Source organism: Martinezella rhizogenes (assembly GCF_000799715.1).
In the GTDB taxonomy this organism is placed as follows: Bacteria; Pseudomonadota; Alphaproteobacteria; order Rhizobiales; family Rhizobiaceae; genus Rhizobium; species Rhizobium rhizogenes_C.
Genome location: NZ_JUHG01000013.1, coordinates 317,543 through 342,617, shown reverse-complemented (window position 1 = coordinate 342,617; position 25,075 = coordinate 317,543). Strand labels below are relative to the sequence as shown.

19 protein-coding genes are annotated in these 25,075 nt (G+C 60.3%); 6 read left to right on the top strand and 13 right to left on the bottom strand.

The window, feature by feature from the left end:
- The first annotated feature begins 50 nt into the window (after positions 1 to 50).
- From EX00_RS13540 to EX00_RS13520, 5 genes are all read left to right on the top strand, one after another.
- Positions 51 to 1,061, top strand: coding sequence for an ABC transporter permease (locus EX00_RS13540; RefSeq protein ID WP_047460280.1), 1,011 nt, complete (start codon positions 51 to 53; stop codon positions 1,059 to 1,061).
- Positions 1,061 to 2,188 carry an ABC transporter permease gene (locus EX00_RS13535; RefSeq protein ID WP_047458472.1) on the top strand — a complete coding sequence of 376 codons (1,128 nt, stop codon included), beginning with the start codon at positions 1,061 to 1,063 and terminating at the stop codon, positions 2,186 to 2,188. Before EX00_RS13540 ends, EX00_RS13535 begins: the two co-directional genes overlap by 1 nt.
- A 13-nt stretch (positions 2,189 to 2,201) precedes the next feature.
- Entirely contained in the window at positions 2,202 to 3,872 is a 1,671-nt protein-coding gene (locus EX00_RS13530) for an ABC transporter ATP-binding protein (RefSeq protein WP_047458470.1), read from the top strand.
- A 17-nt stretch (positions 3,873 to 3,889) separates the two neighbouring features.
- Positions 3,890 to 5,260 carry an alpha-glucosidase/alpha-galactosidase gene (melA, locus tag EX00_RS13525; protein ID WP_047458468.1) on the top strand — a complete coding sequence of 457 codons (1,371 nt, stop codon included), beginning with the start codon at positions 3,890 to 3,892 and terminating at the stop codon, positions 5,258 to 5,260.
- A 182-nt stretch (positions 5,261 to 5,442) separates the two neighbouring features.
- The gene (locus EX00_RS13520; protein WP_047458465.1) at positions 5,443 to 6,585 is read left to right on the top strand and encodes a fumarylacetoacetate hydrolase family protein; all 1,143 of its coding nucleotides are present in this window, start codon (positions 5,443 to 5,445) and stop codon (positions 6,583 to 6,585) included.
- Between the two features lie 192 nt (positions 6,586 to 6,777).
- Here EX00_RS13520 and EX00_RS13515 read toward each other — a convergent pair whose 3' ends face one another.
- On the bottom strand, positions 6,778 to 7,032 hold the full coding sequence (locus tag EX00_RS13515) for a DUF982 domain-containing protein (protein WP_047458462.1): 255 nt from the start codon (positions 7,030 to 7,032) through the stop codon (positions 6,778 to 6,780).
- Between the two features lie 245 nt (positions 7,033 to 7,277).
- A complete protein-coding gene (locus EX00_RS13510; protein WP_047458459.1) occupies positions 7,278 to 8,135 on the bottom strand; it encodes a LysR family transcriptional regulator in 858 nt (285 codons plus the stop codon).
- 108 nt (positions 8,136 to 8,243) lie between these two features.
- On the opposite strand from EX00_RS13510, the gene EX00_RS13505 reads away from it, so the two are divergent.
- Positions 8,244 to 8,702, top strand: a complete 459-nt coding sequence (locus tag EX00_RS13505; protein ID WP_047458456.1) for a DUF3237 domain-containing protein — start codon at positions 8,244 to 8,246, stop codon at positions 8,700 to 8,702.
- Positions 8,703 to 8,751: 49 nt separating this feature from the next.
- On the opposite strand, the gene EX00_RS13500 is transcribed toward EX00_RS13505, so the two are convergent.
- The 11 genes from EX00_RS13500 to EX00_RS13450 form a co-directional block, all read right to left on the bottom strand.
- A complete protein-coding gene (locus EX00_RS13500; RefSeq protein ID WP_037220261.1) occupies positions 8,752 to 9,228 on the bottom strand; it encodes a cyclic nucleotide-binding domain-containing protein in 477 nt (158 codons plus the stop codon).
- A gap of 51 nt (positions 9,229 to 9,279) precedes the next feature.
- Positions 9,280 to 11,994: an ABC transporter ATP-binding protein gene (locus tag EX00_RS13495; protein ID WP_047458454.1), complete on the bottom strand. Its 2,715-nt coding sequence runs from the start codon at positions 11,992 to 11,994 to the stop codon at positions 9,280 to 9,282.
- A 233-nt stretch (positions 11,995 to 12,227) separates the two neighbouring features.
- Positions 12,228 to 13,373, bottom strand: a complete 1,146-nt coding sequence (locus tag EX00_RS13490) for a glycosyltransferase family protein (protein WP_047460276.1) — start codon at positions 13,371 to 13,373, stop codon at positions 12,228 to 12,230.
- The gene (locus tag EX00_RS13485) at positions 13,370 to 14,629 is read right to left on the bottom strand and encodes a glycosyltransferase family 4 protein (protein ID WP_047458451.1); all 1,260 of its coding nucleotides are present in this window, start codon (positions 14,627 to 14,629) and stop codon (positions 13,370 to 13,372) included. Before EX00_RS13485 ends, EX00_RS13490 begins: the two co-directional genes overlap by 4 nt.
- Positions 14,630 to 14,646: 17 nt before the next feature.
- Complete coding sequence (locus EX00_RS13480; protein WP_047458449.1) at positions 14,647 to 15,861, bottom strand: glycosyltransferase family protein; 1,215 nt, start codon at positions 15,859 to 15,861, stop codon at positions 14,647 to 14,649.
- A gap of 101 nt (positions 15,862 to 15,962) precedes the next feature.
- Entirely contained in the window at positions 15,963 to 17,138 is a 1,176-nt protein-coding gene (locus EX00_RS13475; RefSeq protein ID WP_047458447.1) for an ABC transporter permease, read from the bottom strand.
- A complete protein-coding gene (locus EX00_RS13470; protein WP_047458445.1) occupies positions 17,135 to 18,133 on the bottom strand; it encodes an ABC transporter permease in 999 nt (332 codons plus the stop codon). Before EX00_RS13470 ends, EX00_RS13475 begins: the two co-directional genes overlap by 4 nt.
- Positions 18,126 to 20,042 (bottom strand): ABC transporter substrate-binding protein, encoded by a 1,917-nt coding sequence (locus EX00_RS13465; RefSeq protein WP_047458443.1) that lies wholly within the window; start codon positions 20,040 to 20,042, stop codon positions 18,126 to 18,128. Before EX00_RS13465 ends, EX00_RS13470 begins: the two co-directional genes overlap by 8 nt.
- A complete protein-coding gene (locus EX00_RS13460) occupies positions 20,036 to 21,943 on the bottom strand; it encodes an ABC transporter ATP-binding protein (protein ID WP_047458440.1) in 1,908 nt (635 codons plus the stop codon). Before EX00_RS13460 ends, EX00_RS13465 begins: the two co-directional genes overlap by 7 nt.
- Before the next feature lie 161 nt (positions 21,944 to 22,104).
- Positions 22,105 to 23,442 (bottom strand): adenylate/guanylate cyclase domain-containing protein, encoded by a 1,338-nt coding sequence (locus EX00_RS13455; RefSeq protein WP_047458438.1) that lies wholly within the window; start codon positions 23,440 to 23,442, stop codon positions 22,105 to 22,107.
- Positions 23,443 to 23,798: 356 nt separating this feature from the next.
- Entirely contained in the window at positions 23,799 to 24,992 is a 1,194-nt protein-coding gene (locus tag EX00_RS13450; protein WP_047458436.1) for a DUF3095 domain-containing protein, read from the bottom strand.
- Between the last annotated feature and the right edge of the window lie 83 nt (positions 24,993 to 25,075).

Genomic DNA, 25,075 nt, shown 5'->3' with positions numbered 1-25,075 from the left:
ATCCCCAGGGGATGCAGACCACCGGCGGCAATAAGAGAGCGAACCGTTCCATGTTGCGATTCCTGCTCGTGCGCATAGCCTCCGCCATACCGGTGCTCATGATTCTGAGCGTGGTGACTTTCGCCATCATCCAGGCGCCGCCCGGCGACTATGCCGACTATATCCGCTCACAGCTGATGAACCAGGGCGGCGCGTCCTTTGCCCAAGCTGATGCCCAGGCGCAGGCCTACCGCCACGAACATGGGCTCGATAAGCCGATGGTCGTGCAATATTTCAACTGGATCGGCGGCATCGTCACCAGGGGCGATTTTGGCTACAGCATGTTCTACAACAAGCCGGTTGCCGACGTCGTCGGCGAGCGTCTGCCGCGGACTTTGCTGCTTGCCCTCGTTTGCCATATCCTGGCTTCCATTCTTGGTATCGGCTTCGGCATATGGGCGGCAACGCGGCAATATAGCTGGATCGACAGCCTGCTGTCCGGCATCTCTTTTCTGGGCATGACGGTGCCGCGCTTCCTGATGGCGCTGATCATCGTCTACATCCTCGTCTTCCAGCTCAACGTCTCGGAGATCGGCAGTTTCTACTCTCCGCAATATGGCGGCGCGCCGTGGTCCTGGGGCAAGTTCGTCGATCTCGTCAAACATGTCTGGCCGGTCGTGGCGATCGCCACCTTCGGCGGGCTTGCCTATAATATGCGCGTCATGCGCGGCAATCTGCTCGACACGCTGAATGCGCAATATGTCGAGACCGCCCGCGCCAAGGGCCTGTCCGGCGGCGCGGTGGTCATGCGACATGCCGTGCCGAATGCGCTCCATCCGCTCGTCATGTATCAGGGCGTTGTGCTGCCCTACATGCTGACCGGCGAGATCGAGACCGCCATCATCTTCGCGCTACCGACCGTGGGGCCCGCGATCGTCGGTTCGATGGCGGTCGGCGATGTCTATGTCACCGCCACCTTCATGCTGGTGCTGTCGGCAACGCTGATCGTCGGCAACATCATTGCGGATGTATTGCTTGCCCTGCTTGATCCCCGCGTTCGCCAACAGGGAGGGATCAACTGATGCTCGCCTTCAATACATCTCCGCCGCCAACCGATGAAAAAGTGACGCCGAAAGGCGGCAGCGAAAGCTACGCCGCGCTCGTCTGGCGCCGCCTGAAGCGTTCCTGGACGGGTATGAGCGGATTGATCCTCGTGATCCTGCTTTTGCTGATGTCGCTTTTCGCCGAGTTTATCGCGCCCGACGATCCCAAGGCGACCGATACCGGCTTTGCGCCGCCGCAGGTGATCAGCTTTCACGACAAGGACGGCAATTTCGTCTTCCAGCCGCGCGTCTATGCGCTGGCGGAGACCGATGAGCTCGATCCGGTCACCTTCCAGCCGATAGTCGGGCTGGACTACAACAATCCGCGCCCGCTCGGCTTCTTCGTCAAGGGCGCGCCCTATCAGCTATTCGGCCTGATCCCTGGTGACCGGCATTTCTTCGGCTCGACTGACGGCCAGCCGGTGCATTTCCTCGGCACCGACAAGTTCGGCCGCGACGTTCTCTCCCGCGCCATTTATGGCTCGCGCATTTCCCTGATGATCGCACTGACCGTCGTCTTCATCGTCACTGTCGTCGGCACGACAGTGGGAATGGTGTCGGGATATTTCGGCGGCACGCTCGACACCTGGATCCAGCGTTTCGTCGAACTTGTCCTCGCTTTTCCGCAATTGCCGCTCTATTTGGCATTGACCTCGCTCATCCCGGTGACCGCGCCAACCAATGTCTTCCTAGCCTTCGTCGTTGTCGTCATGTCGGCGCTCGGCTGGGCGCAGATGTCGCGCGAAGTGCGCGGCAAGACCCTGGCGCTCGCGAGGATCGACTACGTGCGCGCCGCCATGGCGGTTGGAGCGACTGATCGGCGCATCATCCTGCAGCATATCTTTCCAAACGTGATGAGCCACGTCATCGTTGCCGTGACGCTGGCAATTCCGAGCGTCGTGCTGCTTGAATCCTTCCTCGGCTTCCTCGGTTTCGCCGTCAAGCCGCCGCTGATCTCCTGGGGCTTGATGCTGCAGGATACGTCTACCTATTCGGTCATTGGCTCCTATCCCTGGATCCTCTCGCCCGTCGCCTTCGTGCTCATCACCGTCTTTGCGTTCAATGCACTCGGCGATGGTCTGCGCGACGCGATAGATCCCTATTGAGAGGAAACGAACCATGGCCCTCACGCTCGTCAACCCTTTCGCTCCCGACACCAGGCTCGACTCCGCCGGCAAGACAGTGCCGCCCGTCATCGACGCCCGTAATGTCGCGGTCAAATTCAAGGTCGAGGATGGCATCGTCGATGCCGTCAAGGATATCTCCTTCCAGCTCTATCGCGGTGAAACCATCGCCATCGTCGGAGAATCCGGCTCCGGGAAATCGGTGACTGCCCGCACGGTGATGGGTCTCCTTACCAAGCGTGCCGTCGTCTCGGAGAAATCCACCGTCAGCTATGACGGCAAGAATGTACTGAAGTTCTCCGAACGTGCCCGCCGGCAACTGCGCGGCGACCGCATCTCGATGATCTTCCAGGAGCCGATGAGTTCGCTGAACCCGATCTATACGATCGGCAGCCAGATCATCGAGGCGATCCGTGTTCACCGCAAGGTCAGCCGGAACGAGGCGGCGAAACGGGCGCTGGACCTGCTCAAGCAGGTGCAGATCCCCGATCCGGAGACGCGGCTTCGGCAATATCCGCACCAGCTGTCCGGTGGCCAGCGCCAGCGCGTGATGATCGCCATGGCGCTCGCCAACGACCCGGACGTGCTGATCGCAGACGAGCCGACAACCGCGCTCGACGTCACCGTGCAGGCGCAGATCCTCAACCTCATCCGCAATCTGCAAAAGCAGCTCGGCATGGCGGTGATCCTGATCACCCATGACCTGACCGTCGTCCGGCAGTTCTCCGACTATGTCTACGTCATGCAGTATGGCGAGATGCGCGAGCACAATACGACGGAAGAGCTCTTCGCCCATCCGCAGCATCCCTACACGCAACATCTGCTCGCCTCCGAGCCACGGGGGCAGGCGAAACCGTTGCCGCCGAACTGCGACACCATTCTCCAAGGCAAGTCCGTCAAGGTCGCCTTCATGCTGCGTCACGGCACCTTCTTCAAGCCCGATCTGCGCGAGCTCGTCGCCGTCGGTGGCCTCAGCCTGGAGCTTCGCCGCCACGAAACGCTTGGGCTTGTCGGCGAGTCCGGCTCCGGCAAGACCACCTTCGGTCAAGCGCTGCTGCGGTTGATCGATGCCGATAGTGGCGAGATCTATTTCGACGGCCAAGCGATCCAAGACCGGTCGCGCGCCGAGATGCGGCCACTGCGCTCGCGCATGCAGGTCGTCTTTCAGGATCCGTTCTCCTCGCTCAATCCGCGCATGCCGATCGGCCAGATCATTGCCGAGGGCTTGGTGGTCAACAATATCGGCGCCAACAAGGCCGAGCGGCTGGAGCGAGTAAAGGAAGCGCTGGTGAGCGCCGGCATGCCGTCGAATATCCTGTCGCGCTTCCCGCATGAGTTTTCCGGTGGTCAACGCCAGCGCATCGCGATTGCGCGGGCCATCGCGCTCGAGCCGGAGTTCATCCTGCTCGACGAGCCGACCTCGGCGCTCGATCTTTCCGTCCAGGCGCAGATCATCGATCTCCTGCGCAAGCTGCAGGACGAGCGAGGCCTGAGCTACCTTTTCATCTCGCACGACCTCAAGGTTGTCCGCGCCCTTTGCCATCGCGTCATCGTCATGCAGCACGGCAAGATCGTGGAAGAGGGGCCGGTCGACGACGTTCTTTCCCATCCCAAGACCGCTTACACCGAACGCCTCGTCAAAGCGGCGTTCGAGGTGGCTTCCTAGCATTCAGGAGATTTTACATGACAGGCAATCCCAAGATCACCTTTATCGGCGCCGGTTCAACCGTTTTCATGAAGAACATCGTCGGCGATGTTTTGCAGCGTCCGGCGCTTTCGGGCGCGAAAATTGCGCTGATGGATTTGAACCCGCAGCGGCTGGAAGAGAGCGCCATCGTCGTGCGCAAGCTTGCCTCGACGCTGGGCGTGTCGGCTAGCGTCGAGACCTTCACCGATCAGCGCAAGGCGCTGAACGGCGCCCATTTCGTCGTCGTCGCCTTCCAGATCGGCGGCTATGAGCCCTGCACGGTGACCGATTTCGAAGTGCCGAAAAAATACGGCCTGCGCCAGACCATCGCCGATACGCTCGGCGTCGGAGGCATCATGCGCGGGCTGCGCACCGTGCCGCATCTCTGGAAGATCTGCGAGGACATGCTCGCCGTCTGCCCAGAGGCGGTGATGCTGCAATATGTCAACCCGATGGCGATCAATACCTGGGCGATCGCCGAGAAATACCCCACGATCAAGCAGGTCGGCCTTTGCCACTCGGTGCAGGGCACGGCGATGGAACTGGCGCACGATCTCGACATCCCCTACGAAGAAATTCGCTATCGCTCGGCCGGTATCAACCATATGGCCTTCTACCTGAAATTCGAGCATCGCCAGCCCGATGGATCCTACCGCGATCTCTATCCCGATCTCGTGCGCGGCTATCGCGAGGGACGTGCGCCGAAGCCCGGCTGGAATCCGCGCTGCCCGAACAAGGTGCGCTATGAAATGCTGACGCGCCTTGGCTATTTCGTCACGGAGAGCTCGGAGCATTTCGCTGAGTACACGCCCTATTTCATCAAGGAGGGCCGTGAGGACCTGATCGAGAAATTTGGCATTCCGCTCGATGAATATCCAAAGCGCTGCATCGAGCAGATCGCGCGTTGGAAAAGCCAGGCCGATGAATACCGCAGCGCCGACAAGATCGAAGTCACGCAATCCAAGGAATACGCCTCCTCGATCATCCACTCGGTCTGGACCGGCGAGCCTTCGGTGATCTACGGCAACGTCCGCAACAATGGCTGCATCACCTCGCTGCCCTATAATTGCGCCGCCGAGGTTCCCTGCCTGGTCGACGCCTCCGGCATCCAGCCGACCTTCATCGGCGATCTGCCGCCGCAGCTGACTGCGCTCATCCGCACCAACATAAATGTGCAGGAATTGACGGTTCAGGCCTTGATGACTGAGAACCGTGAGCACATTTACCACGCGGCAATGATGGATCCGCATACGGCCGCTGAGCTCGATCTCGACCAGATCTGGTCGCTCACCGACGATCTCTTGGCCGCCCACGGCGACTGGTTGCCGGAATGGGCGCGTGGCGCCCGCAAGGTTCAGGCCGCCTGAAACCACTCTCTCCCGGTTTTTGCGGCCGGAAGGGCCCCGCAGCATCGCTGCGGGGCCTTGCCTCTTTGCCTTCCCGAAGAAGGTGAAAATCCAAAACCCTCTATTTTCCAAGTTAGTATCGGATGGAAAAGCCGATCCGACTGCGCTAGAAACGACAGCAAATCTTGGGAGAGAGCAAAGACATGGCCAGTTCGGATATTTTCAGCACCGGAACCTTCGTCGGACGTGTATGGCGTCCTGAGTTGAAGGGGCCGGCCCTTGTCGTCGTCCGTGACGGTGCGCTTTACGATATCACCTCAAAGGACGCGCCGACCATGCGCGATCTGCTGGAAAAGGATGATCCGGTTGGTTTTGTCCGCGTGCAAAAGGGCGAGGTGATCGCCAGGCTTGATGATCTGCTCGCAGCCAAGGCCGACCTGTCGATCGTCCATCTTCTCGCCCCCGTCGATCTGCAGGCGATCAAAGCCTGTGGCGTCACCTTCGCCCGCTCGATGCTCGAACGCGTCATCGAGGAACGCGCCGCCGGCAATCCGGATCTCGCGGAATCGATCCGCGGCAAGGTCACGGCTCTCATCGGCGATAGCCTGCGCAATCTGAAGGCCGGCTCGCCGGAGGCCGCCAAGGTCAAGGCCGCGCTGATCGAAGAGGGTGTCTGGTCGCAATATCTCGAAGTCGGCATCGGCCCGGATGCCGAGGTCTTCTCGAAGTCGCAGGTCATGTCCTCGATGGGTCCGGGCGCCGATGTCGGCCTGCATCCGATTTCCAAGTGGAACAATCCCGAGCCGGAAATTGTACTCGCCGTCGACAGCAAGGGCCGCGTCAGAGGGGCGACGCTCGGCAACGACGTCAACCTGCGCGATGTCGAAGGGCGCTCGGCGCTGCTGCTCGGCAAGGCGAAGGACAACAACGCCTCCTGCTCGATCGGCCCCTTCATCCGCCTGTTCGACGAGACCTATACGCTCGATGACATGCGCAATGCCGATCTTGATCTCAAGGTCGAAGGCGAGGACGGTTATGTCCTCAACGGCCGCTCGTCGATGAAGGAAATCAGCCGCGATCCACTCGACCTCGTCTCCCAGACGATCGGCCGCCATCATCAATATCCCGATGGTTTCGTGCTGTTCATGGGCACTCTGTTTGCCCCGGTCGAGGATCGCGACACGCCAGGGCAGGGCTTCACCCATAAGATCGGCGACATCGTCACCATTTCCAATGACAAGCTCGGAGCGCTCCGAAACCGCGTCCTGCTATCGACGGAATGCGCGCCCTGGACTTTCGGGGTGTCGCATCTGATGCGCAATCTGGCTGGGCGCGGGCTGATTTGACGGGGAATTAGGGTTGGGCTCGGCTAGAGCAATTCCAGGAAAAGTGCGTAGCGGTTTTCCGTCCGGAATTGCCTAGAAACAATAAGCTAGATCGCGTCAGTGATTCCGTGAAGCACTGAAGCGATCTAGAGTCGGCCCGTCCTCTTTCAATCGAATGCGCCACGGGGTCGTATGGATGGCCATGGCGTCGTCTCACTGCATCACAGGCACACCGGCCTCCTCTGCCGCCTTGATAAGTGCCGCTCGCGCGGCGCATGGGTGGACCGTGCCCATCATCGCATCCAGGCATACTCTGATCGCTGTCAGATACTCTTCGCCGTCTTCAATCGGCCAATGTTCCAGCAGGGTCTCGGTGGCGGCCTGTACCGAATTGACACGCCGATATTCTCCAGCGCCTTCCATCACCAATGTCACGGCAGGGAACGGCCGCAAAATGTCCCGTTTCAAAACGCAATACCTCCAAAGCACACATACTTTGGTAACCTTGCAAAATGCGTTCCGGAGCGAGCGTCATGATCTTTGGCGAGATCACCGAATTGCGCTGGGAGCACTGGTGTCTGCGGCAAATGCAGTTGGAGGCGGGCCAACAAGGATCGTCGGCCGACAGCAGGTCACGAACAAGGTGGTGAGGGAAGCATGGGGCCGCCGAGTGGTTCAGTTCCCGCGCAGTTCGCACGGAACTTTTCCTTCAATCAAGCAGCCACGCGAGCCTGCTCACAAAGCCATGTGCAGAACTGCCGAGGTGCAAGACGCGTGTCGCCTGCGCGCATCAACGCGAAATGCCAGGCCGGCCCGCTCAATACGTATGGGAACGGTGCAATCAGCAGTCCCTTTTCCAAAAGCGGCCGAAACAACGATGGCGACAAGAGCGCAACACCGACACCTGCCACTGCGGCATTGGCATCCAACTCATGCGTGGGGTAATCAACCGCTACAAACCGCAGAGCCGGTGGCGTCTCGCATTGTGCGCCGATGAACCATGCTTCCCAATCTGGATGCGGCAGAAGATCGAGATCAGTTAGCGCGTCCGGCATGTCTAGCGTCCGCGTTCCAAGCAAAGAGGGCGCCAGCATGGGTGTCACTTCAACGGGAGCTAGCCGATATTCCTCAAACCCTTCCCAACCGCCGCGCCCCGTTCGTATGGCGACGTCAAACGCGCTGGGATTACGAATATCGGCAGAGACGTCGACCTCGATGACCGATGCTCCCGTCGCGGAATAGCGTGCCAGCCGTGGTGCAAGCCAGCGTGACGCAAATGTTGGAGGTGCCGTTAATCTGAGCGGCGGCGTGGCACCCTGAAATTCGTCGAGTGCGCCGGCAATTCCATCCAATGCCTCTCGAATTCGGCCTGCCAGAACAGAAGCCGCAGGTGTCGGGACAACTCTTCGCCCTGAGCGCACGAAGAGCGACCGACCAAATTCGGCCTCCAGCGAGCGAATGCGGAGGCTGACAGCCGCGGGGGTCAGACATAACCCTTCGGCTGCCCGCGCGAAGCTGCCTGCGGAAACGCATGCTTCCAATATTCGCAAAGACTCCAACGGCGGCCGCATGATCTGCTTCTCTTCTGATTAATTTCCCTTGTGATGGTCGCAAGTAAAACGCGTTTTGGGGGCAGGGCGCCCTCGGTTAGGGTTCAGGCAAACAATAGGCGATCTGACATGTCCCTGCAATCTCGGCACTTATTCACACTCTTCATGACACTTCATCCGGCGTTTGAACTGGGCGAGACGCCAGCTGGCCGCCGCCGCATATTTCCGGTTTCCGGCGGATATTTCCAGGGAGAGCGCCTAAAAGGCGAGGTGTCGCCGCTGATCGGCTCCGATCTTCTGCTCGCACGCGCAGACAACACATTTCAGCAAGATGTAAGGCTTTTGCTCATCGCTGATGATGGCGGCCTCATTCTGATGACCTATCGCGGCGTTAGGCACTCCTCCCGGGCCGTTGACGAGCGTCTCGCTCGCGGCGACGCGGTTGACGCCTCCGAATATTATCTCCGAACGACACCGTATTTTGAGACCGCCGCCCCACGGCATGTGTGGCTCAACCAAATTGTCGCGGTTGCTCAGGGCGGGCGCCGTCCGGGCGGAGTCGAATACGACGTATTCGAAATTCTTTAAATGCGCTTTTAGATCGGGCTCTCAGAGGCGATGGCAGCCTGTCAAACGCTCAATGCGTCGACATCGAGTGCGGCTGCTGTTGGCGGCTGCGGGCGGCGGTGAGCTCGGAGGTGGTGTGATTGAGGCGGTCTGCGAGGACGCGCATGATTTCGACGGCCATTTCGGGGAAATCGCTGAGCAGCTTCAGGAAGTGTTCCTTGCTGATCTTGAGCGCTTCCAGCCGCGACGTCGCCTTGACGGTGGCGGTACGGGAGACGTCACAGAGAATGGCGATCTCGCCGACGATGGAATTGATATCGACCTCCGCGACCTTGATTTCGCCGGCGGGACTATCGACAAGAATATCAGCAGTTCCTGAAAGAACAACGTAGGCCGCGTCGCCCTGATCGCCCTGATGAAACAGCGCCTGGCCGGCATTATAGCTGACGCGATCCGAGGTAAATGCCAACAATTTCAATTTTGCGGGTGCGATGCGCGCAAAAATCGGCACCCGTTTCAGCATTTCAACTTCGTCCTTCAGAAGCATGAGCTTCAAATCCCCGGTTTCAGGCCCCAGATATCCCCGCGCAATAGGATATTACGATAACAGTTCTTTGAACATCCCGTTTTTTTCTAAAAGATCGGTCGTCGTGCCGCTTTCAACCAGGCTGCCATGGTTGAAGACCAGAACGCGATCGAACAGCTCGGCAAAATTCGGGTTGGACAGCACCCAGATGAGTGCGGGCTTATCCGTGCTCCTATCGAGTTCGGTCAGGATGGAGCGGAGAATCTGATCCTGAATACGATGGTCAAGCGCCGGCAGCGGGCGGTTGCAGATGATGTAATCGGCCCGCTTCAGCAGGGCCCGGCCAAGATTGAGCTTCTGCCGCTGCACGTTGGTTAGCCGCTTGCCACCGGACCCGACATCGAAATCCAGCCCGATCGAGAGCACGCTGTCCTGCATGCCGAGCCGTTCAAACACGTCGTACATGATGGAGTGGACGCGCTCGGGCGCGTTCGCCTGCTGGTGCGCGATCCTGCCGAACAGTACGTTATCCATCAATGTTGCCGAGGCGGTGAAACGCTCGGGGTCATAGCGCTCGATCACCTCGGCGAGATCGGCCGGGATATTCTCGTAGAACTTGATGCGCGTCGTGACGATCTTCTCCATCAGCGTCTGGGTCAAAAGACCGAAGCGGTGGCGAGGTTCGATATAGGAGAAGCTGAGGCGGATGATCGCTGCCCGTTCGTCAGGCGAAGCGGCGGAGAAACCCTTGCCGTTCAGCTTTTGCAGCAGTGCCTCGTAAGTCGGAATATCTTCCGGCGTCATGAAGGTAAGCTGCTGGAAGAACGGGTGATCCGGCGGCAGGTCGGTGAAGAGTTCGACGGCGTTCTCGGCGATTTCCAGACCCATGTCATAGAGGTCGGTATTGAGACCGGTCTGCGTGAACAGCTGCTGGAAATAGGGGTGCGCGGCGAGCTTCCGGTTGGTCATCTGCGGCCGCTTCAGCGTGCCGAACAGCAGGTTTTCGCCGACCGTCGCCTGCGGATTGTAGGCATCGAATTCGAAAGGCACGACAAGCCCTTCGAGATTCTCCTCCTTCAGCCGGAGCCGCAACGCCTGACGAAGCTCGACGATGCGGGAGGTGAGATCTTCATGCGCGGCGGTATCGACAGTCGAGCGCAGCGCCATGTCGAGAATGTCCTGGGACATGGCCACGATATCGAGAACCGGACGAATGGCGGGGTAAATGTCGTTCGGACCGCTGGCTCCGGCGGCGGCATAGTCCACCCAGTCGCTGTTGAGGTCCAGTTCCGGATTGCCGGCGCGACGCGCCTCGATCATCTGCCACTTAAGCTTGTTGGCCGCCTTCTCGTCATAAGCAACCGCAGTCAATGGTGCGTGTTTCAGGCCATAGAGAAGATTGCTGCGCAGCGTGCCGTGAAAAAAGAACGTATCCGACGAGGCATAGGCGATGCGCCGCCCCGTCAGCGATTCCGGCAGCTCCAGCAGGTCGCGGCCATCAATGGTGATACGGCCGGTATCCGGCCAGATCAGCCGGCCTAACGCGTCGGCAAGATATTCGCCGCCGGCGCCGCTTTCACCGACAATCGCCACTGTCTCGCCAGGATTGATGTCGACGGAGACGTGATCCAGCACACGGGCGCCGCTGTCATCGACCACGGTGAGATTGGTGGCGACCAGCGGATGGGTGATGCGGCTGGCTGGGGCGGGCGAGACAAGCTGAGTCTTCGGATCGATGAGTCCATCGACGCTGAACTGTTCGACCACCTGATTGTATTTGACCTGAACATCCTGGCGCGATTGATCCCAGTCGATGAGTTCCTTCAGCGGCCCTGGCAGATCCTTGTAGGCGTTGATGACGGCAACGAGCTGGCCGATATCGAGCCGACCCTGCAGCGCCAGAAATCCGCCGATCGAATAAAACAGGAAGGGCGTTACCTGAGCGAGGAAGTTGTTGATGAATTTCACCATGAACTTCCACTGATAGAGATCGTAGCGGATCGAGAAGATCAGCCCGAGACGAGCAGCGATGTCGGCACGCTCCAGATTGGAGGTGTCGTTGGCATGGATCGTGCCGATGCCCTCGACGATCTCACCGACGCGGCCGGAAAGTTCGCGTGCCGTCAATTGCCGCTGGCGCCCGAGTTCGAGCAGCCGCTTGCGCATGCGCGGAATGACGATCGCCTGTACTACGACGATGGCCGCGGCGATCATGCCCAGCCAGAAATTCTGCATGATGATGAAGATGAGGGCGGTGATCGCCTGGCCGCCGAGCAGGGCCGGCTGCACGAAAGCGTCGCCGGTGAAGCCGCCCATCGGCTCCACCTCGTCCTTGATCATGGTGGCGATCTCGGCAGGCTTGACCCGCTTGAAATGCGACGGCGGGAACCGCAGCACGCGGTCGATCAGCTCGAAACGGATGCGGCGCAGCATACGCTCGCCGAGACGACCCTTGTAGGTGTTGATGTAGAGCTTGAAGAGGCCGTTGAGGACGACGAGCGCCAGGAACACTAGGCTGAGCGCGATCAGCATCCAGAAGCGTGTGAGATGCAGGCCCTCAAATACTTCGACGTGGCCGAGCAGGGGCAGGTCGAAAGAGATATGCATGAAGGTCTGGGTGTCGCCGGGATGTTCGAACCCCTTGCCCTGAATAGGCCCGTTGACGATCTGCTTCGGCAAGTCGAAGGACAGAAAGTAGGGGATCATCGAAGCTGCGACGATCGTCAGGATCCAGATCTGCTCCAGCCGGGTATTCGACCAGATGTAACGCGCTAGGCTTTTTTCCATCGCTTATTGCATGCTTCCAAATTCAACAGTCTTCGCCGCGAATGCCGGCGCCGATGTTGCAGAGGTGCGAGAGGAGTTCATTTTGGATGCGCGGCCCCATATCGAAAACGAGACGCCCCCGGTCTTTCGTCCAGGCTCCCCCCGATTCATTGAATTCTTATTTTATATCACAACATTGCGGAAAACGAGGGGGGCAAAAACGACGAGTAAGGTGACAGACCGTCACTATGATTTCACGAGAAGTCGCGGATGATTGCCGCGGTCCGTTCGGCGCCGGAAAGGTCGATATCGGGATTGGACGGCTTCGGCCGCGACAGCGCCGTGTCGATGGCCCCGACAAGCAGATCCGTTGTCAATCCTGCTTCCGGCAGGGCCAGCGCCAGTCCGAGCTTCTCCAGTCGCTCGGCGCGCACCGACTGCTCCGTCTCGCCGCCGGCGGTGAACGGGACCAGGATGGAGCGGCAGCCGGCGACGAGGAGATCGCCGACCGTATTATAGCCCGCCTGCGAGATCGACAGCTCCGCGCCCCGCAGCAGAGACGGGAAATCCTTGCGGAAACGAACGACCGTGACATTGTTCGGCGCGTCCTTGGTCAAGGCCACGAAATCCTGCTCCGGCAGGTTCGGTCCAGTGACCAGCAGCCAGCGGCGATCGACCGCGATCCGGCTTGCCGCTTCCAGGCAAGCGCGGATCAGGTTGCGCCCGACAGCTCCGCCGCCGGCGGAAACCACGATGTCGAAGGTCTCGGCCGGTTCGGGCGGCAAGGGCGGCGCGACAACGCCGGTATAGGTGATCTTGTCGGAAATGGCGGCAGTCAACGGAAACGTCTCTTCCAGCCGGACAAAGCTCGGATCGCCGTGGACGAGTACGCCGTCGAAATGATCCCGCAGCAAGCTTACGGTCTCCTCGTCACGCCCCGGCTTTTTCTGCTGCTGCAGGATATCGCGCACCGAGCTGTAGAGTTTCGGCTTCGGTGTTGTCGATGCGATGGCATCAAGCAGGGGCAACAGTTCGAAGCGCATCTGGCGGCGGCCGAAGGGAAAGGCCTCGATGATGACGACATCGGGGGCCGCCGCGCGGAAAGCGTCCAGCAGCCGGTCGCGGCGCGCGGACAGAAACTCTTCGCCGACAACATTGCCCGATTGATCGGCAAGACCGGAAAAGCCGGCGCTGCTGGCGACGACCGGCGGGAGAACGACCGAGGTGACATCCGGGCCGGGAAAACCGCTCACCGGTACGCCGCCGGTAACGACTGTCACCTGACAGCCATCCTTTGCCATCGCGCTGGCAATGCGACTGGCGCGGGCGAGATGGCCAATGCCGAGCAGGTGCTGGACATAAAAGAACACGCATGGGGACGAAGTACCGGGGGCTGTCATGCCGATTTCCGCCATTGCTCTTCTTTTTGCCACTGCTCCTCGAACAGCCGCGTCAATTGCCGAATGCTGGAATGATGGTCGAAGTGCTCGCGCACGCGCTTTTCGGCAGCGTCGCCTAGCCGGTGGCGCAGCGCCGGATCGCGGATTGCTTGTTCCAGAGCCGCCGCCAGTGCCTGCGGGTCTTCCGGCGGCACGACGAAACCGTTCTCGCCATCGGTGAGCAGTTCCGGCACGCCGGAAATATTGGTGGAGAGGCAGGGGAGGCGCTGGCTGGAAGCCTCGACCAGCACGTTCGGCAGTCCGTCGCGGTCGCCATCGGCCGCCACGCGGCAGGCAAGTGCGAAGAGGTCCGCCTGGCGGTAATGCGCCAGTACATCCTCCTGCGCCAGCGCGCCCTTCCAGGTGATGCGATCGGCTATGCCGAGCGTGTCGGCAAGTGCCTTCAGCTTCGCTAGCCCGTCGCCGCCGCCAATATGGGTAAAGCGCCAATGAAGATCGGCGGGCAGCAGCGCCAGCGCGCTCAGGAGCACGTCATAGCCCTTCTTCTCCACGGCTCGGCCGACGCTGAGGAGGAGGGCTGGATCGGAGGCCTGCGAGCCATCGCGGTCGGAATGCTCACCCCCGAAGGGGCCGAAGCGGGCGAGATCAAGGCCGTGATAGCTCAGATGCACATGGTCGGGCATTGAGGTCAGATCGCGCATGTGCTCATAGCCGCTACGGGTGCAGGTCACCGTCCAGCGCGCGCGCGCGAGCTTTTCCGAGAGCTCCCAGTCCGGCGAGGTCCAGATATCCTTGGCGTGTGCGGAACAGGTCCAGGGAATACCGGTCATGATGCTGGCATAGGCCGTCACCGAGGCGGGCGTATGGATGAAATGCGCGTGCAGCCATTCGCCATTGTCGGGCCATTCATGCGCCAACACCAGTGCCTGGCCGAAACGGCGAAAGCGGTTCGGCGTGACATCACGCTTGAGATCGGCCCAGAACTGCTTCAGCAGCGGCTTGAATCCGGGCTTTTTAATGCCGGCAAAGAAAGCGCGCAGCACGCGCAACGGCTCGTCATGGAGATATTCCGGCAGGTAGACTATCCGAGCCTTGATCTCGTCATGGACGGGATGACGCTTCTTGTCCGTCGGCCTGCGCATGGAAATCAGCGTCAGGTCGAAGCCGGCCTTCTCAAGACCGAGCAATTCCTGCGCGATGAAGGTTTCGGACAGGCGGGGGTAGCCCTTGAGGACCACCAGGATTTTTTTGCGCATCGAGGGGTTCCGATGCTCTATTCAGCGACAACGGACAGAGGGGGATACTGCTCGCGGTCGTCGAACCATTCGCCGACGATGCGAGAAATATGCACCAGCCCCTCCAGCCGCATGATCTCGCTGCTCGCCGACGGTGGCGCGCGGGTCGGCAGGCGCTTCAGCGCGGCGGCAAGCTGCTTCGGATCGGCGGATTCCTCCGGCAAAAGCATGTCGACGAGACCGAGCTCGCTTGCCCGCTGGGCGCGGATCAGTTGCTCCTCCCGTGGCCTTGTGCGCGGGATGATCAACGCCGGCTTGTCGAAGGACAGGATCTCGCAATAGGTGTTGTAGCCGCCCATGGCGACCACGCCCTTGGCGCCGGCGATCAGTTCCTCCATCTTGTTGTCGAACTCGATCACCTGCAGACAGGCAATCTTCTCCGCGCGCTTCAGAAGCTGAATGCGCTCCTTGGCCGGCATATAGGGGCCAAGCACGATCAGCGTCTTATGCTGCAGCGTGTCGTCCTGCTCAAAGGCGCTGACGACATCGTTGACAAGATCGGCGCCGTCGCCGCCGCCACCGGTGGTGACGAGAAGATAGTCTTCATCCGGTACGTGTTCAGACTTCGCGCCTTGCGTGGAGACGCTGCGCTGCAGGAAGCCGACGAATTCCATCTTCCGGCGAACGCCGGGCGGAACGTCGAGACCGACCAGTGGGTCGTGGAAATCCGGCGGCCCGTAGACCCAGACGCGGTCGTAGAACTGGTCGATCTTCTGCAGTACGCTGTTCTTCTTCCATTCGGCTTCGAGCAGATGCGGGGCATCCATGACGTCGCGCATGCCAAGCACCAGCGTCGTGCCGCGCGCCTTCAGATAGTGCAGGGTTTCCTCGACCTCGCCCTTCAGGCCCATCGGCTCCTTGTCGACGATGAAGATGTCCGGCTGGAAGGTCTCCGCCGTATGGCGGATGATCGACTGGCGCATCTTCAACGTTTCCTGAAGATCGACGTGACTTGCCATCGACGTATATTCGCCGTCGCGCAGCTTGATCACGCTGGGCACCTTCACGAAATCGACTCGCGCTCGATAGTCGAAGGCGCCAGCGATCGTAGCGCCGGAAATGATCAGGACCTTCAGTCCACGATAATTCTCGACAAGCGCATGCGCGATGGTCCGGCACCGTCTGAGATGACCCAGACCAAACGTGTCGTGACTATACATGAGGATTCGAGCATCTTCTAAGCGCCGCTTCATGGGCAAAACCTCAGGACTGAAAGTCATTTTCGCGGGTTCTCTGCAAACGACGTCCGCGGCCTCTCTTCGAATTGCAATCCATTTGCTGGCCACGCTTTCCGCTATTTGTAGGGATCGGCCGCGTCGCGCAAGCCGTCTCCTAAAAAGTTGAACGCTAGAATGACCAAAATCACTGGCACCATCGGGAAAAGGAGCCACGGATAAAATGCAATAACGCTGACGCTTCGGGCTTCCGTCAATAGAATGCCCCAGCTGGTGATCGGTGGACGAAGGCCGAGGCCCAGGAAGCTCAGCGCGGTTTCGCCGAGGATCATGCTGGGGATCGAAATCGTCGCCGTTGCGATCAGATGCGACATGAAGCCGGGTACGAGATGCCTACCGATGACGCGGGGCGAGCTCGCCCCCATCAACTGTGCAGCAAGAACATAGTCTTCTTCACGCAAAGACAAGAGCTTGGAGCGGACGGCTCGCGCCAGCCCCGTCCAGTCGAGAATGCCGAGAATGATGGTAATGCCGAAGTAGATCAGGATGGGGCTCCAGCTCACCGGCATGATCGCCGCCAGCGCCATCCACAGTGGCAGGCTCGGCAGCGACTGCAGCACTTCGATGACGCGCTGGACCAGAAGATCGAAGAGACCGCCATGATATCCAGCGAGGCCGCCGATGACGATCCCGAGCACGAAGCTGATGGCAATGCCGATCAATCCGATCGTCAGCGAGATGCGCGCGCCGTAGATGATTCGGGACAATACGTCGCGCCCAAGCCGGTCGGTGCCGAGCAGGTACATCTGCCCGCCGACGGCAGGGCAGACCAGATGGATATCCGAATCCACCAGGCCCCAGAAGCGATAGGGATCACCACGGCAAAAGAAACGGATCGGCTGAACATCGGCGGAATTTTCGGTATAGACCCGCCGCAGCGTATCGAGCTCGAGCGTCATTTTGCGGCCATAGACGAAGGGGCCGACGAACTTGCCCTGGTCGAACAGGTGGATCGCCTGCGGCGGCGAATGAATATAGTCGACGTTGCGCGTATGCAGCCCGTAGGGCGCCAGGAATTCCACGATCATGATCATGCCGTAGAGCAGAATCAGGAAGATGCCGGAGGCAAGCGCAAGCTTGTGTCGCTTGAACTTCCACCACATCAGCCGCTTCTGCGAGGCCTGGTAGTAACGCGCCTGACCGGCGGACATGGCTTCGAACTGGTCCGGATCGAAGGCGGCGGTCGAAACGTAATGCTCCAATGGGGCGCCAGGGCGCGGCAGGGGTGCGGTCACTTTGTGCTCCTGCCTTGCAAGCGGATACGTGGATCGAGGAAGCCGAGCGCGATATCGGAGATCAGCACGCCAATGACGTTCAGGAAGGCGAGGAACATCAGGAACGAGCCGGCCAGATACATGTCCTGGCTTTGCAACGCCTTGATCAGCATCGGTCCGGTCGTTTCCAGAGATAGCACGATGGCGGTGATTTCCGCGCCGGAAATGATCGACGGCAGGATGGAGCCGATGTCGGCGACGAAAAAGTTCAGCGCCATGCGCAGTGGATATTTCACCAATGCCTTCAAGGGATGCAGCCCCTTGGCGCGGGCGGTGATGACATATTGCTTCTGCATCTCGTCGAGCAGGTTGGCGCGAAGCCGGCGGATCATGCCCGCCGTGCCCGCCGTGCCGACGATGATGACCGGAATCCATAGATGCGACAGGATCGAGCGCGCCTTTTCCCAGCTCATCGGTTGCGACAGGTATTTCTGATCCATCAGGTGGCCGATCGAGACGCCAAACCAGACATTGGCGAAATACATCAGGATCAGCGCCAGCATGAAGTTCGGAATGGCGATGCCGAGCAGGCCGAAAAAGGTCAGGCCATAATCGCCCCAGCTGTACTGATGGGTGGCGGAATAGATGCCGATGGGGAAGGCGATCAGCCAGGTCAGCAGGATCGTCGTCATCGAGACGAGGATCGTCAGCCATAGCCTGTCGCCGACGACCTCGGAGACCGGCAACTGATATTCGAAGGAATAGCCGAAATCGCCATGCAGCATGCCCGCGGCCCAATAGACATATTGCAGCGCCATGGGCTTATCGAGGCCGTATTCGTGGCGAAGATCCTCGATCTCCTGCAGGTTGGCGCTTTCGCCCTGCGCGCGAAGTTCTGCGATCTGGCTTTCGAAGAAGTCGCCGGGCGGCAACTGGATGATGGTGAAGACCAGCATCGAGATGACAATCAGCGTCGGAACCATCACTGCGATGCGCCAGAGGATATATTTAAGCATGCGCCGGATCCTCCTTCAGCCAGAAGGTATCGGGCATGTAGACGCCGAGATAGCAGGTCGGATCAAACCCGTAGAGTGCTTTTTCCGGCACGTTCTGCAGGCGCGAGGCATGCAGGATCGGTTGCATCGTGCCGTTGATCAGGCCGATGGAGAAGACTTGGTCCGAATAGAGCGACAGCATCCGATGCCATATGGCGGCACGTTCGAACGACGAGGCCGCCTTTCCCCATTCACCAAGAAGTCTGACCAGTTCCGCCGCCTCCGGCACGTCCGGCGCAACCCCCTGTGTCTCGCGGGAAAGATAATACATGCCCCAAAGAGGCCATTGCATCTGATCGTCCATCGTCGGCGCGAGTTGGCCGGGATTCATGTCGGCGGTCGCCACTCCATTGTCGAGGCCATACCAGATCGACATCATGATGCGGCCGCCCATGGCGCGGCTGCGGAAGATGTCGCGTTGCGAGACCCGGGTGAAGAGTGCGATGCCGACCTTGCGCCAATGATCGGTGATCAATTCCAGCACATCGGTGTCGAGCGTGCTTTCGCCTGGTGTCTCGACCGTGATTTCCGCACGCCGGCCATCCGGCAGCAGGCGGATGCCGTCCTCGTCGCGCTTGTCGAGACCGGCGGCATCGAGCAGCGCATTGGCCTGATCCGGATCATGAGAGATCCAGGCGGATGCGTATTCCGGCTTGTAGAGCGGACTGTCGGGCAGGACCGTGTCGGCGCTCTCCGTTCCGAGGCCATAGAAGACCGCCATATTGATCTCGTGCCGGTCGATCGCAAGCGATAGCGCCCGGCGCACGCGCACGTCGCGCAAGACCTCGCGCCAGACGGGATCAGCGCTGTTGAGGTTCGGCAGCAGGGCGACGCGTGAGCCGCGCGTCGATTTCCAGAGATTGACCTTCACCGGATAGCGTTTCTCCGCATCCTTCAGGAAGGCATAGTCATTGAAGTCGATGCCCGTCGCCTGCAGGTCGCTTTCACCGGCGCCTGCTTTGGCCGCGATGATCGCCGCCGAGCTGATACTCAGAACAAAACGGTCGACATAGGGCAGCTGCCGGCCATTCTCGTCGACGCGGTGGAAATAGGGATTGCGCTCGAAAACGAATTGCTCCGCCGGCGGCGCGGTCGTGTTGCGCCAGGGATCAAGCACCGGCAGCTTGGGATTTTCCGGCCTGTAGGCGCGGCCCTTCTTGATGTGCATATCCTGCCATTTGCGCGCACGGGATTCCTGCATCAGCGAGGCAAGCCGGATGCTGTCCTGATATTTCTTGTGGAATTGCTTTAGGTAATGGGCCGGGCCGGAGATGACCAGCGGCTGGGGCGCCGCCAGGCTCGGCAGGAAATCCGGGTTGGGCTGATCCCAAGAATAGCGCACCGTTAGCTCGTCTAGCACTTCGAAGCGCGGCAGGCTGCCATGCGGACGCAGCTCTAGCGCCCCGCCGCCCGGCGTCAGCTCCTTGTTGAGGATGACGTCTTCCCACCAATAGCGGAAATCCTCGGCGGTGAAGGGCTGGCCATCCGACCACTTGTGACCCTTGCGGAGCTTGAAGGTGAAGACGCAGTCGTTGAGGGCGGAGTAGGATTCGAGAATATCCGGTTGCAGCGACAATGTCCGGTCGTAGCCGACAAGGCGGGCATAACCATAGATCGTCATGAAGCGAATATCGTTCTGGCTGCCGATGATGGTGCGCACCGTGCCGCCATAATGGCCGGGCGCGCGGCCCAGCGCCTTGACGTTGACGACGCGCGGAAATTTCGGCAGGCGCTTGACGAGCGGCGGCATCTGGCCGGAGCGGAGCCAGTCGGCCAGATAATCCGGCTCGTTGTCGACTTCTGCCGCAACGACAGGCAGTGGCAGAACACTGGAGGCCATCAGGCCTAGGAAGGTTCGACGGGTTACCACGCGCGCAATTCCTGAACATCGGCGCCACGGCGAGCGCGCACGAAATGACCACCGCCAAGATCGGCATAGGCAAGATCCCCGCCGTCTTCTTCCGCAAAATGCGGCCCCCAACTCTGCTTGGCGGCCGGACCTTCGCTGTTCAACGCGGAGAAATCAAGCGGCCGATCGAGGTCGGGGAAGGGCACGGCGGCAAGCAGAGAGCGTGTATAGGGATGGACCGGATCGCGAAGAATGATCTCGCGCGGTGCGATTTCGACGATGCGGCCGCGGGCCATGACGGCGATACGGTCCGCCATGTAGTCGACGACGGCGAGATTATGCGAAATGAAGAGATAGGTGAGGCCAAGTTCTCTCTGCAAATCCTTGAGAAGATTGAGGATTTGCGCCTGTACGGAAACATCCAGCGCTGAGACCGGCTCATCGAGGATCAGGAGCTTCGGGCCGAGCGCCAGGGCGCGCGCAATGCCGATGCGCTGGCGCTGGCCGCCGGAAAAGCTGTGGGGATAGCGGCTCAGATAATGCTGATCGAGCCCGATCGCCTGCATCAGCCCCTTGACCTTCTCCTTGCGTTCGGCGCTGTCGCCATGCCGATGGATTTCCAGGGGCTCGCTCAGGATATTGCGGATTGTCATGCGTGGCGACAGGGAGGAAACGGGGTCCTGGAACACCATCTGGACCTTGGTTCGCAGTTCCATGAGCGCGTCACCCTTGACGGCCAGCACGTCGATCTTGCCGTCGCCATCGTCGAAGCTGACCGAACCGCTGTCGGCGCTGACGGCGCGCATCAGGATCTTGCTGACCGTCGTCTTGCCGCAGCCGCTTTCACCGACGAGCCCGAGACATTCGCCACGACGGATATCGAAGCTGACATCATCGACCGCGCGGAACTTCGTGCCTTCCCGGCGACCGAACAGCCCGCCTCCCTTGGAGGTATAGGTCTTGACGAGGTTGCGTACCGAAAGCAGCACATCGGGCGCGGCCTTGCCACTGGCATTGGCCTTGACGAGTTTCTTCTTGCCCGAGAAAGTGCCGAGATTGACCGGCACATCGCGCAGCGATTTCAGCCGCTCGCCGGGTTTCATGTCGAAATGCGGCACAGCCGACATCAGCGCCTTCAGATAACGATGCTGCGGCTGGCGGAAGATGGTCTCGACCGGCCCGGCTTCCATGATCTCGCCGTGATAGATGACCACGACTTCATCGGCCATGTTGGCGACGACGCCGAGATCATGGGTGATCAGCAGCATGGCCATGTTGAATTTCTGCTGCAGGCTGCGCAGCAGGCCGAGGATCTGTGCCTGGATGGTGACGTCGAGCGCCGTCGTCGGCTCGTCGGCAATCAACAGCGCCGGATTGCAGATCAGCGCCATGGCGATCATCGCGCGCTGCCGCATGCCGCCCGACAGCTCGAACGGATACATGTCGAAGGTGCGGTGCGGGTTCTGAAAGCCCACAAGGCTCAGCATCTCCTCGGTCTTTTCCCGTTGCTCGGCCCTGTCGAGGGCGGGATTATGAATGCGAAGGGCCTCGCTGACCTGGTCGCCGACCGTATGCAGCGGCGACAGCGAGGTCATCGGCTCCTGAAAAATGTTGGCCATGCGCGCGCCGCGCATCTGGCGGATCGCGATGCCGTCGCGCGGCAATTGCAGAATGTCGGTGGTTCGGCCGTCGAGCGGATCGGTAAATAGAATACGGCCGCTCGCCTGCGCGGGCGTCGGCAGGATGCCCATGATCGACTGGCTGATGATCGATTTGCCAGAGCCGGACTCACCGACCAACGCCGTCACCTTGCCGGGGAGGACCCGCAAGTTGGCATTTTTCACCACGCGCAACTTGTCCCCGTAAATCGAGAACGAGACGTCGAGGTTCTCGATACGCAATAAATCAGTCCCTGACGTCATGCCTGTGTAGTCCCGATTGCACGACCTTATACGGCCCCATTCGGCACACTAACGTAGGCCATAACGAGTGTCCAGTTGGTCAAAGCAGGACTTGAACAGTAAAAAAACTGTTATTTTTCCAATGATCTATCGGGAAATGCTTAACTAAGCATGCCTTACTATCATTGAATGAATTTTTCGACTTGCGGGCGGTTCTCGAACTTCTTGGCGTCCCGATGCAGCAGAATGACCTGTTCAGCCTCCGACAGGGCATCGGTGGCTGTATCGTGAAAGATTTCCGTCGTCCCGTTCAGCACGGCATTGGCCTTTGGATGCACGACCGTGAAACGCTGACGCACGCCGCGTAGCCGTTCCTCGCCGAGCGTCACCCATTCGCTATCGGTGTAGCCGGAGAAAGCCTGGCTCGCGACCACCTCTGTCGAATATTTCTTGGTCAGTGATTGCAGCCGTTGCACCTCGTTGACGGCTGCGCCAAAGGCCGAAAAGGTCAGGCGATCCTTCAGACCGACATTGCCGAACATGACGTTGCCGACATGCAGCCCGATGCCATAGCGGATCTCGCTCAGGCCACGCGTCTGACGATCCTTGTTCAACGCGGTGACCCGGCTCTGTGCCTGGAAAACGGCAGATAGCGCCGCTTCGCAGGCGACCTTGGAGGGATCCTTGTGCCGCCCGCAGGGGTAGACGGCGAGAAAACCATCGCCGAGGAAACTCAGGATCTCGCCGCCATTGCGATTGAACGGCGCGGCGATGGCGTCGAAGAATTCGTTCAACGTATCGATATAGGCTTGGCGACCTTCCTTTTCGGCGTAAACGGTCGATTGGCGCATGTCACCCATGACGAGGGCGGCGCGGATTGTCTCGCCGTCGCCACGGCGGACCTGGCCGTTCAGCACGCGCTTGCCGGCGTCACCGCCGAGATAGGTAGTCAGCATGTTATTGGCGAGTTTGCCGAGAACAGCCATTTTTGCCGCCATGGCAAGGTGGTTTTGCATGCGCATCAGCGCGCCGATCATTTCCTCGCTGAAGCCGCTGATGCCGTCGGTCGACCAGGAGCCCATCATCCCCTGTGCGGAACCGGCACCGAAGGTCTGCACGAAAGCGATATAGTCGGTGATCTTTTCCTCGCGCAGATCCTCAAAGATGGGGAATTCCAGTGGCCCATCGAGATCGATCCGGCGGCGCAGATGCAGAAGATTGTTGGAGAGCAGGTAATAATAGGGGCTCTGCACGAAGCGTTCCGGCTTGTCGTCCATGTGCCGGTAACCCTCGATCGTCAACCCGCCGGCCCGACGCCAGGTAAAGCCAAGTGCGTCATAGAGCGGATGGAGCATCGAAAAGGTCAGGTGCACGCGGGCGATCGGCAGACCGGAAGCCGCCATCCGTTCGCAGAAACCGCGAACGATGGTCTCCAGGTCTTCGCCGGTCAGCGCCGCCTGGGTCAGCCACTCCGCGACCTTGTCGAGAAAAATATCGGAAACACTCGAATGAACTGTCATCGTCCCCACGGCCTATCCTTGCGATCAAAAAAATTGCCCACCCCACAAGGCACCACCGACCGTATCACATATGGGCGCGGCGGCGCTGTCATCTCCAAGCCTAGTGGCGCTGGTTGGATGAGCGGAGCATACGGCTGGCGTCGGCACATTCCACCCGAAACTGCGAATTGCGCCGGCGCCGTGAAAAGTTTTCCCTGCGCATTCTACGCATCCTGTCGGACATGTGGCGCATTGGAAAAGGGCTCGACAGAGCTGCCGGCTCTCGTTTTGTTCTCCTTCAGATAAGGTTCTCATCTCGCTGAAACAATGGGTGAAAATGACGGGGCCCAAGAAAAAACCGCATGAGGCGCGAATCGTCATGGCATGCCGGGTGACGGCAAGGTCGCGGTCTCGCCGGCGCGCAGCTTCTCCCGCAACGCCATCGCCGCCATCGCATAGCCGCCGCTGGCTCCGTCGATGAAGTGCATATGGTCGCGCATCAAGGGGGTTGGCACGAAGCAAGTCATGAGCGCGCTGTCCTGCCGATGCAGGCCATAACGGCACACGCCCTCTGCCTCGGCCTCGCGCAGCCGTGTCTCGATACGGGAAAAATGCGCCCCGTCGACATCGATGGTCATCTTCAGTCCATCGTCGAATTTGCGGAAATCGGAATTGGCGGCGAGATCGCGCCGGTAGATCTTGGCGTCGAAGGTCGCGGCGCGGATGCCGAACTTGTCGAGAATGTAGACAAGAACGATCTGGGCGGCGATCACAAGCTTGCGCCGCCAGCGATTGATCGCCGGTGCGGTGGCGCGGGCTTCGATCTCGGCGCCTTTGAAGGCAAGTACCGGTGTCGGGCCTTCCACCGGTACGGGATGGCCATCGCGATTTTGCTCCATGGAAATGGCGATAATGTCAGTCACAAGGCGTCGAAATTCCGGGCCGGTGCCTGCTTCATCGGGCACGGCGATGATCGAGACGATCTCGCCATTGTGCGCCTCGATCGGGTTCCACCGGCAGGAGAGGCCGGTGAGGTCCGGCCGTGTTTCCGGTGCTGCCGCTTTGACGGCGAAGCGTCCCGCCTTCATCTGTTTTTCCGCCCAGCTCGCGCCACCCCCGGCAAACATGGCGTAGGAGACGAAATCGCTCGGGCTGAAGCGGGCGACCCGCACATCCAGTCCCTCGGCGCGGATCTCCGCCAAGGGTACCAGTGCGGTGCGCAGGTTGAGCTGCAACTCCTCGCTCACCCAGGTCCGCACCGCCGAGAGCGCCTCTCGCACGCGTGCTTCGCCGGAAGGAGGAATGGCCACCAGTGCGCCGTCACCGCCGAAGACGAAGGGATAATCGCCCTTGTCCAGCGCGTTAAGCACGGCGGAAATCACGCTGGCGCCGGCCATGTTGACGGATTTGTAGTGGCCGGAGGCGATCGCACTCGTCGAGCTGACGATATCGGCCACCGCCAGGAGCCAGTCATCCGGAAGCGGCCGATAATTGTCGCTGTCCGTGACGCCCTCGAAACGGGTGAAAACCGGTAATGCGCGGAAGAAATCGTCGTTCGATGGATCGGCCATGAGATGTCCCCCTTACATATGAGCGCCGCGACAAACTATCCCTATAGCAACCGCATCGAAAAACCAGCGGGTGGTCGACGTGG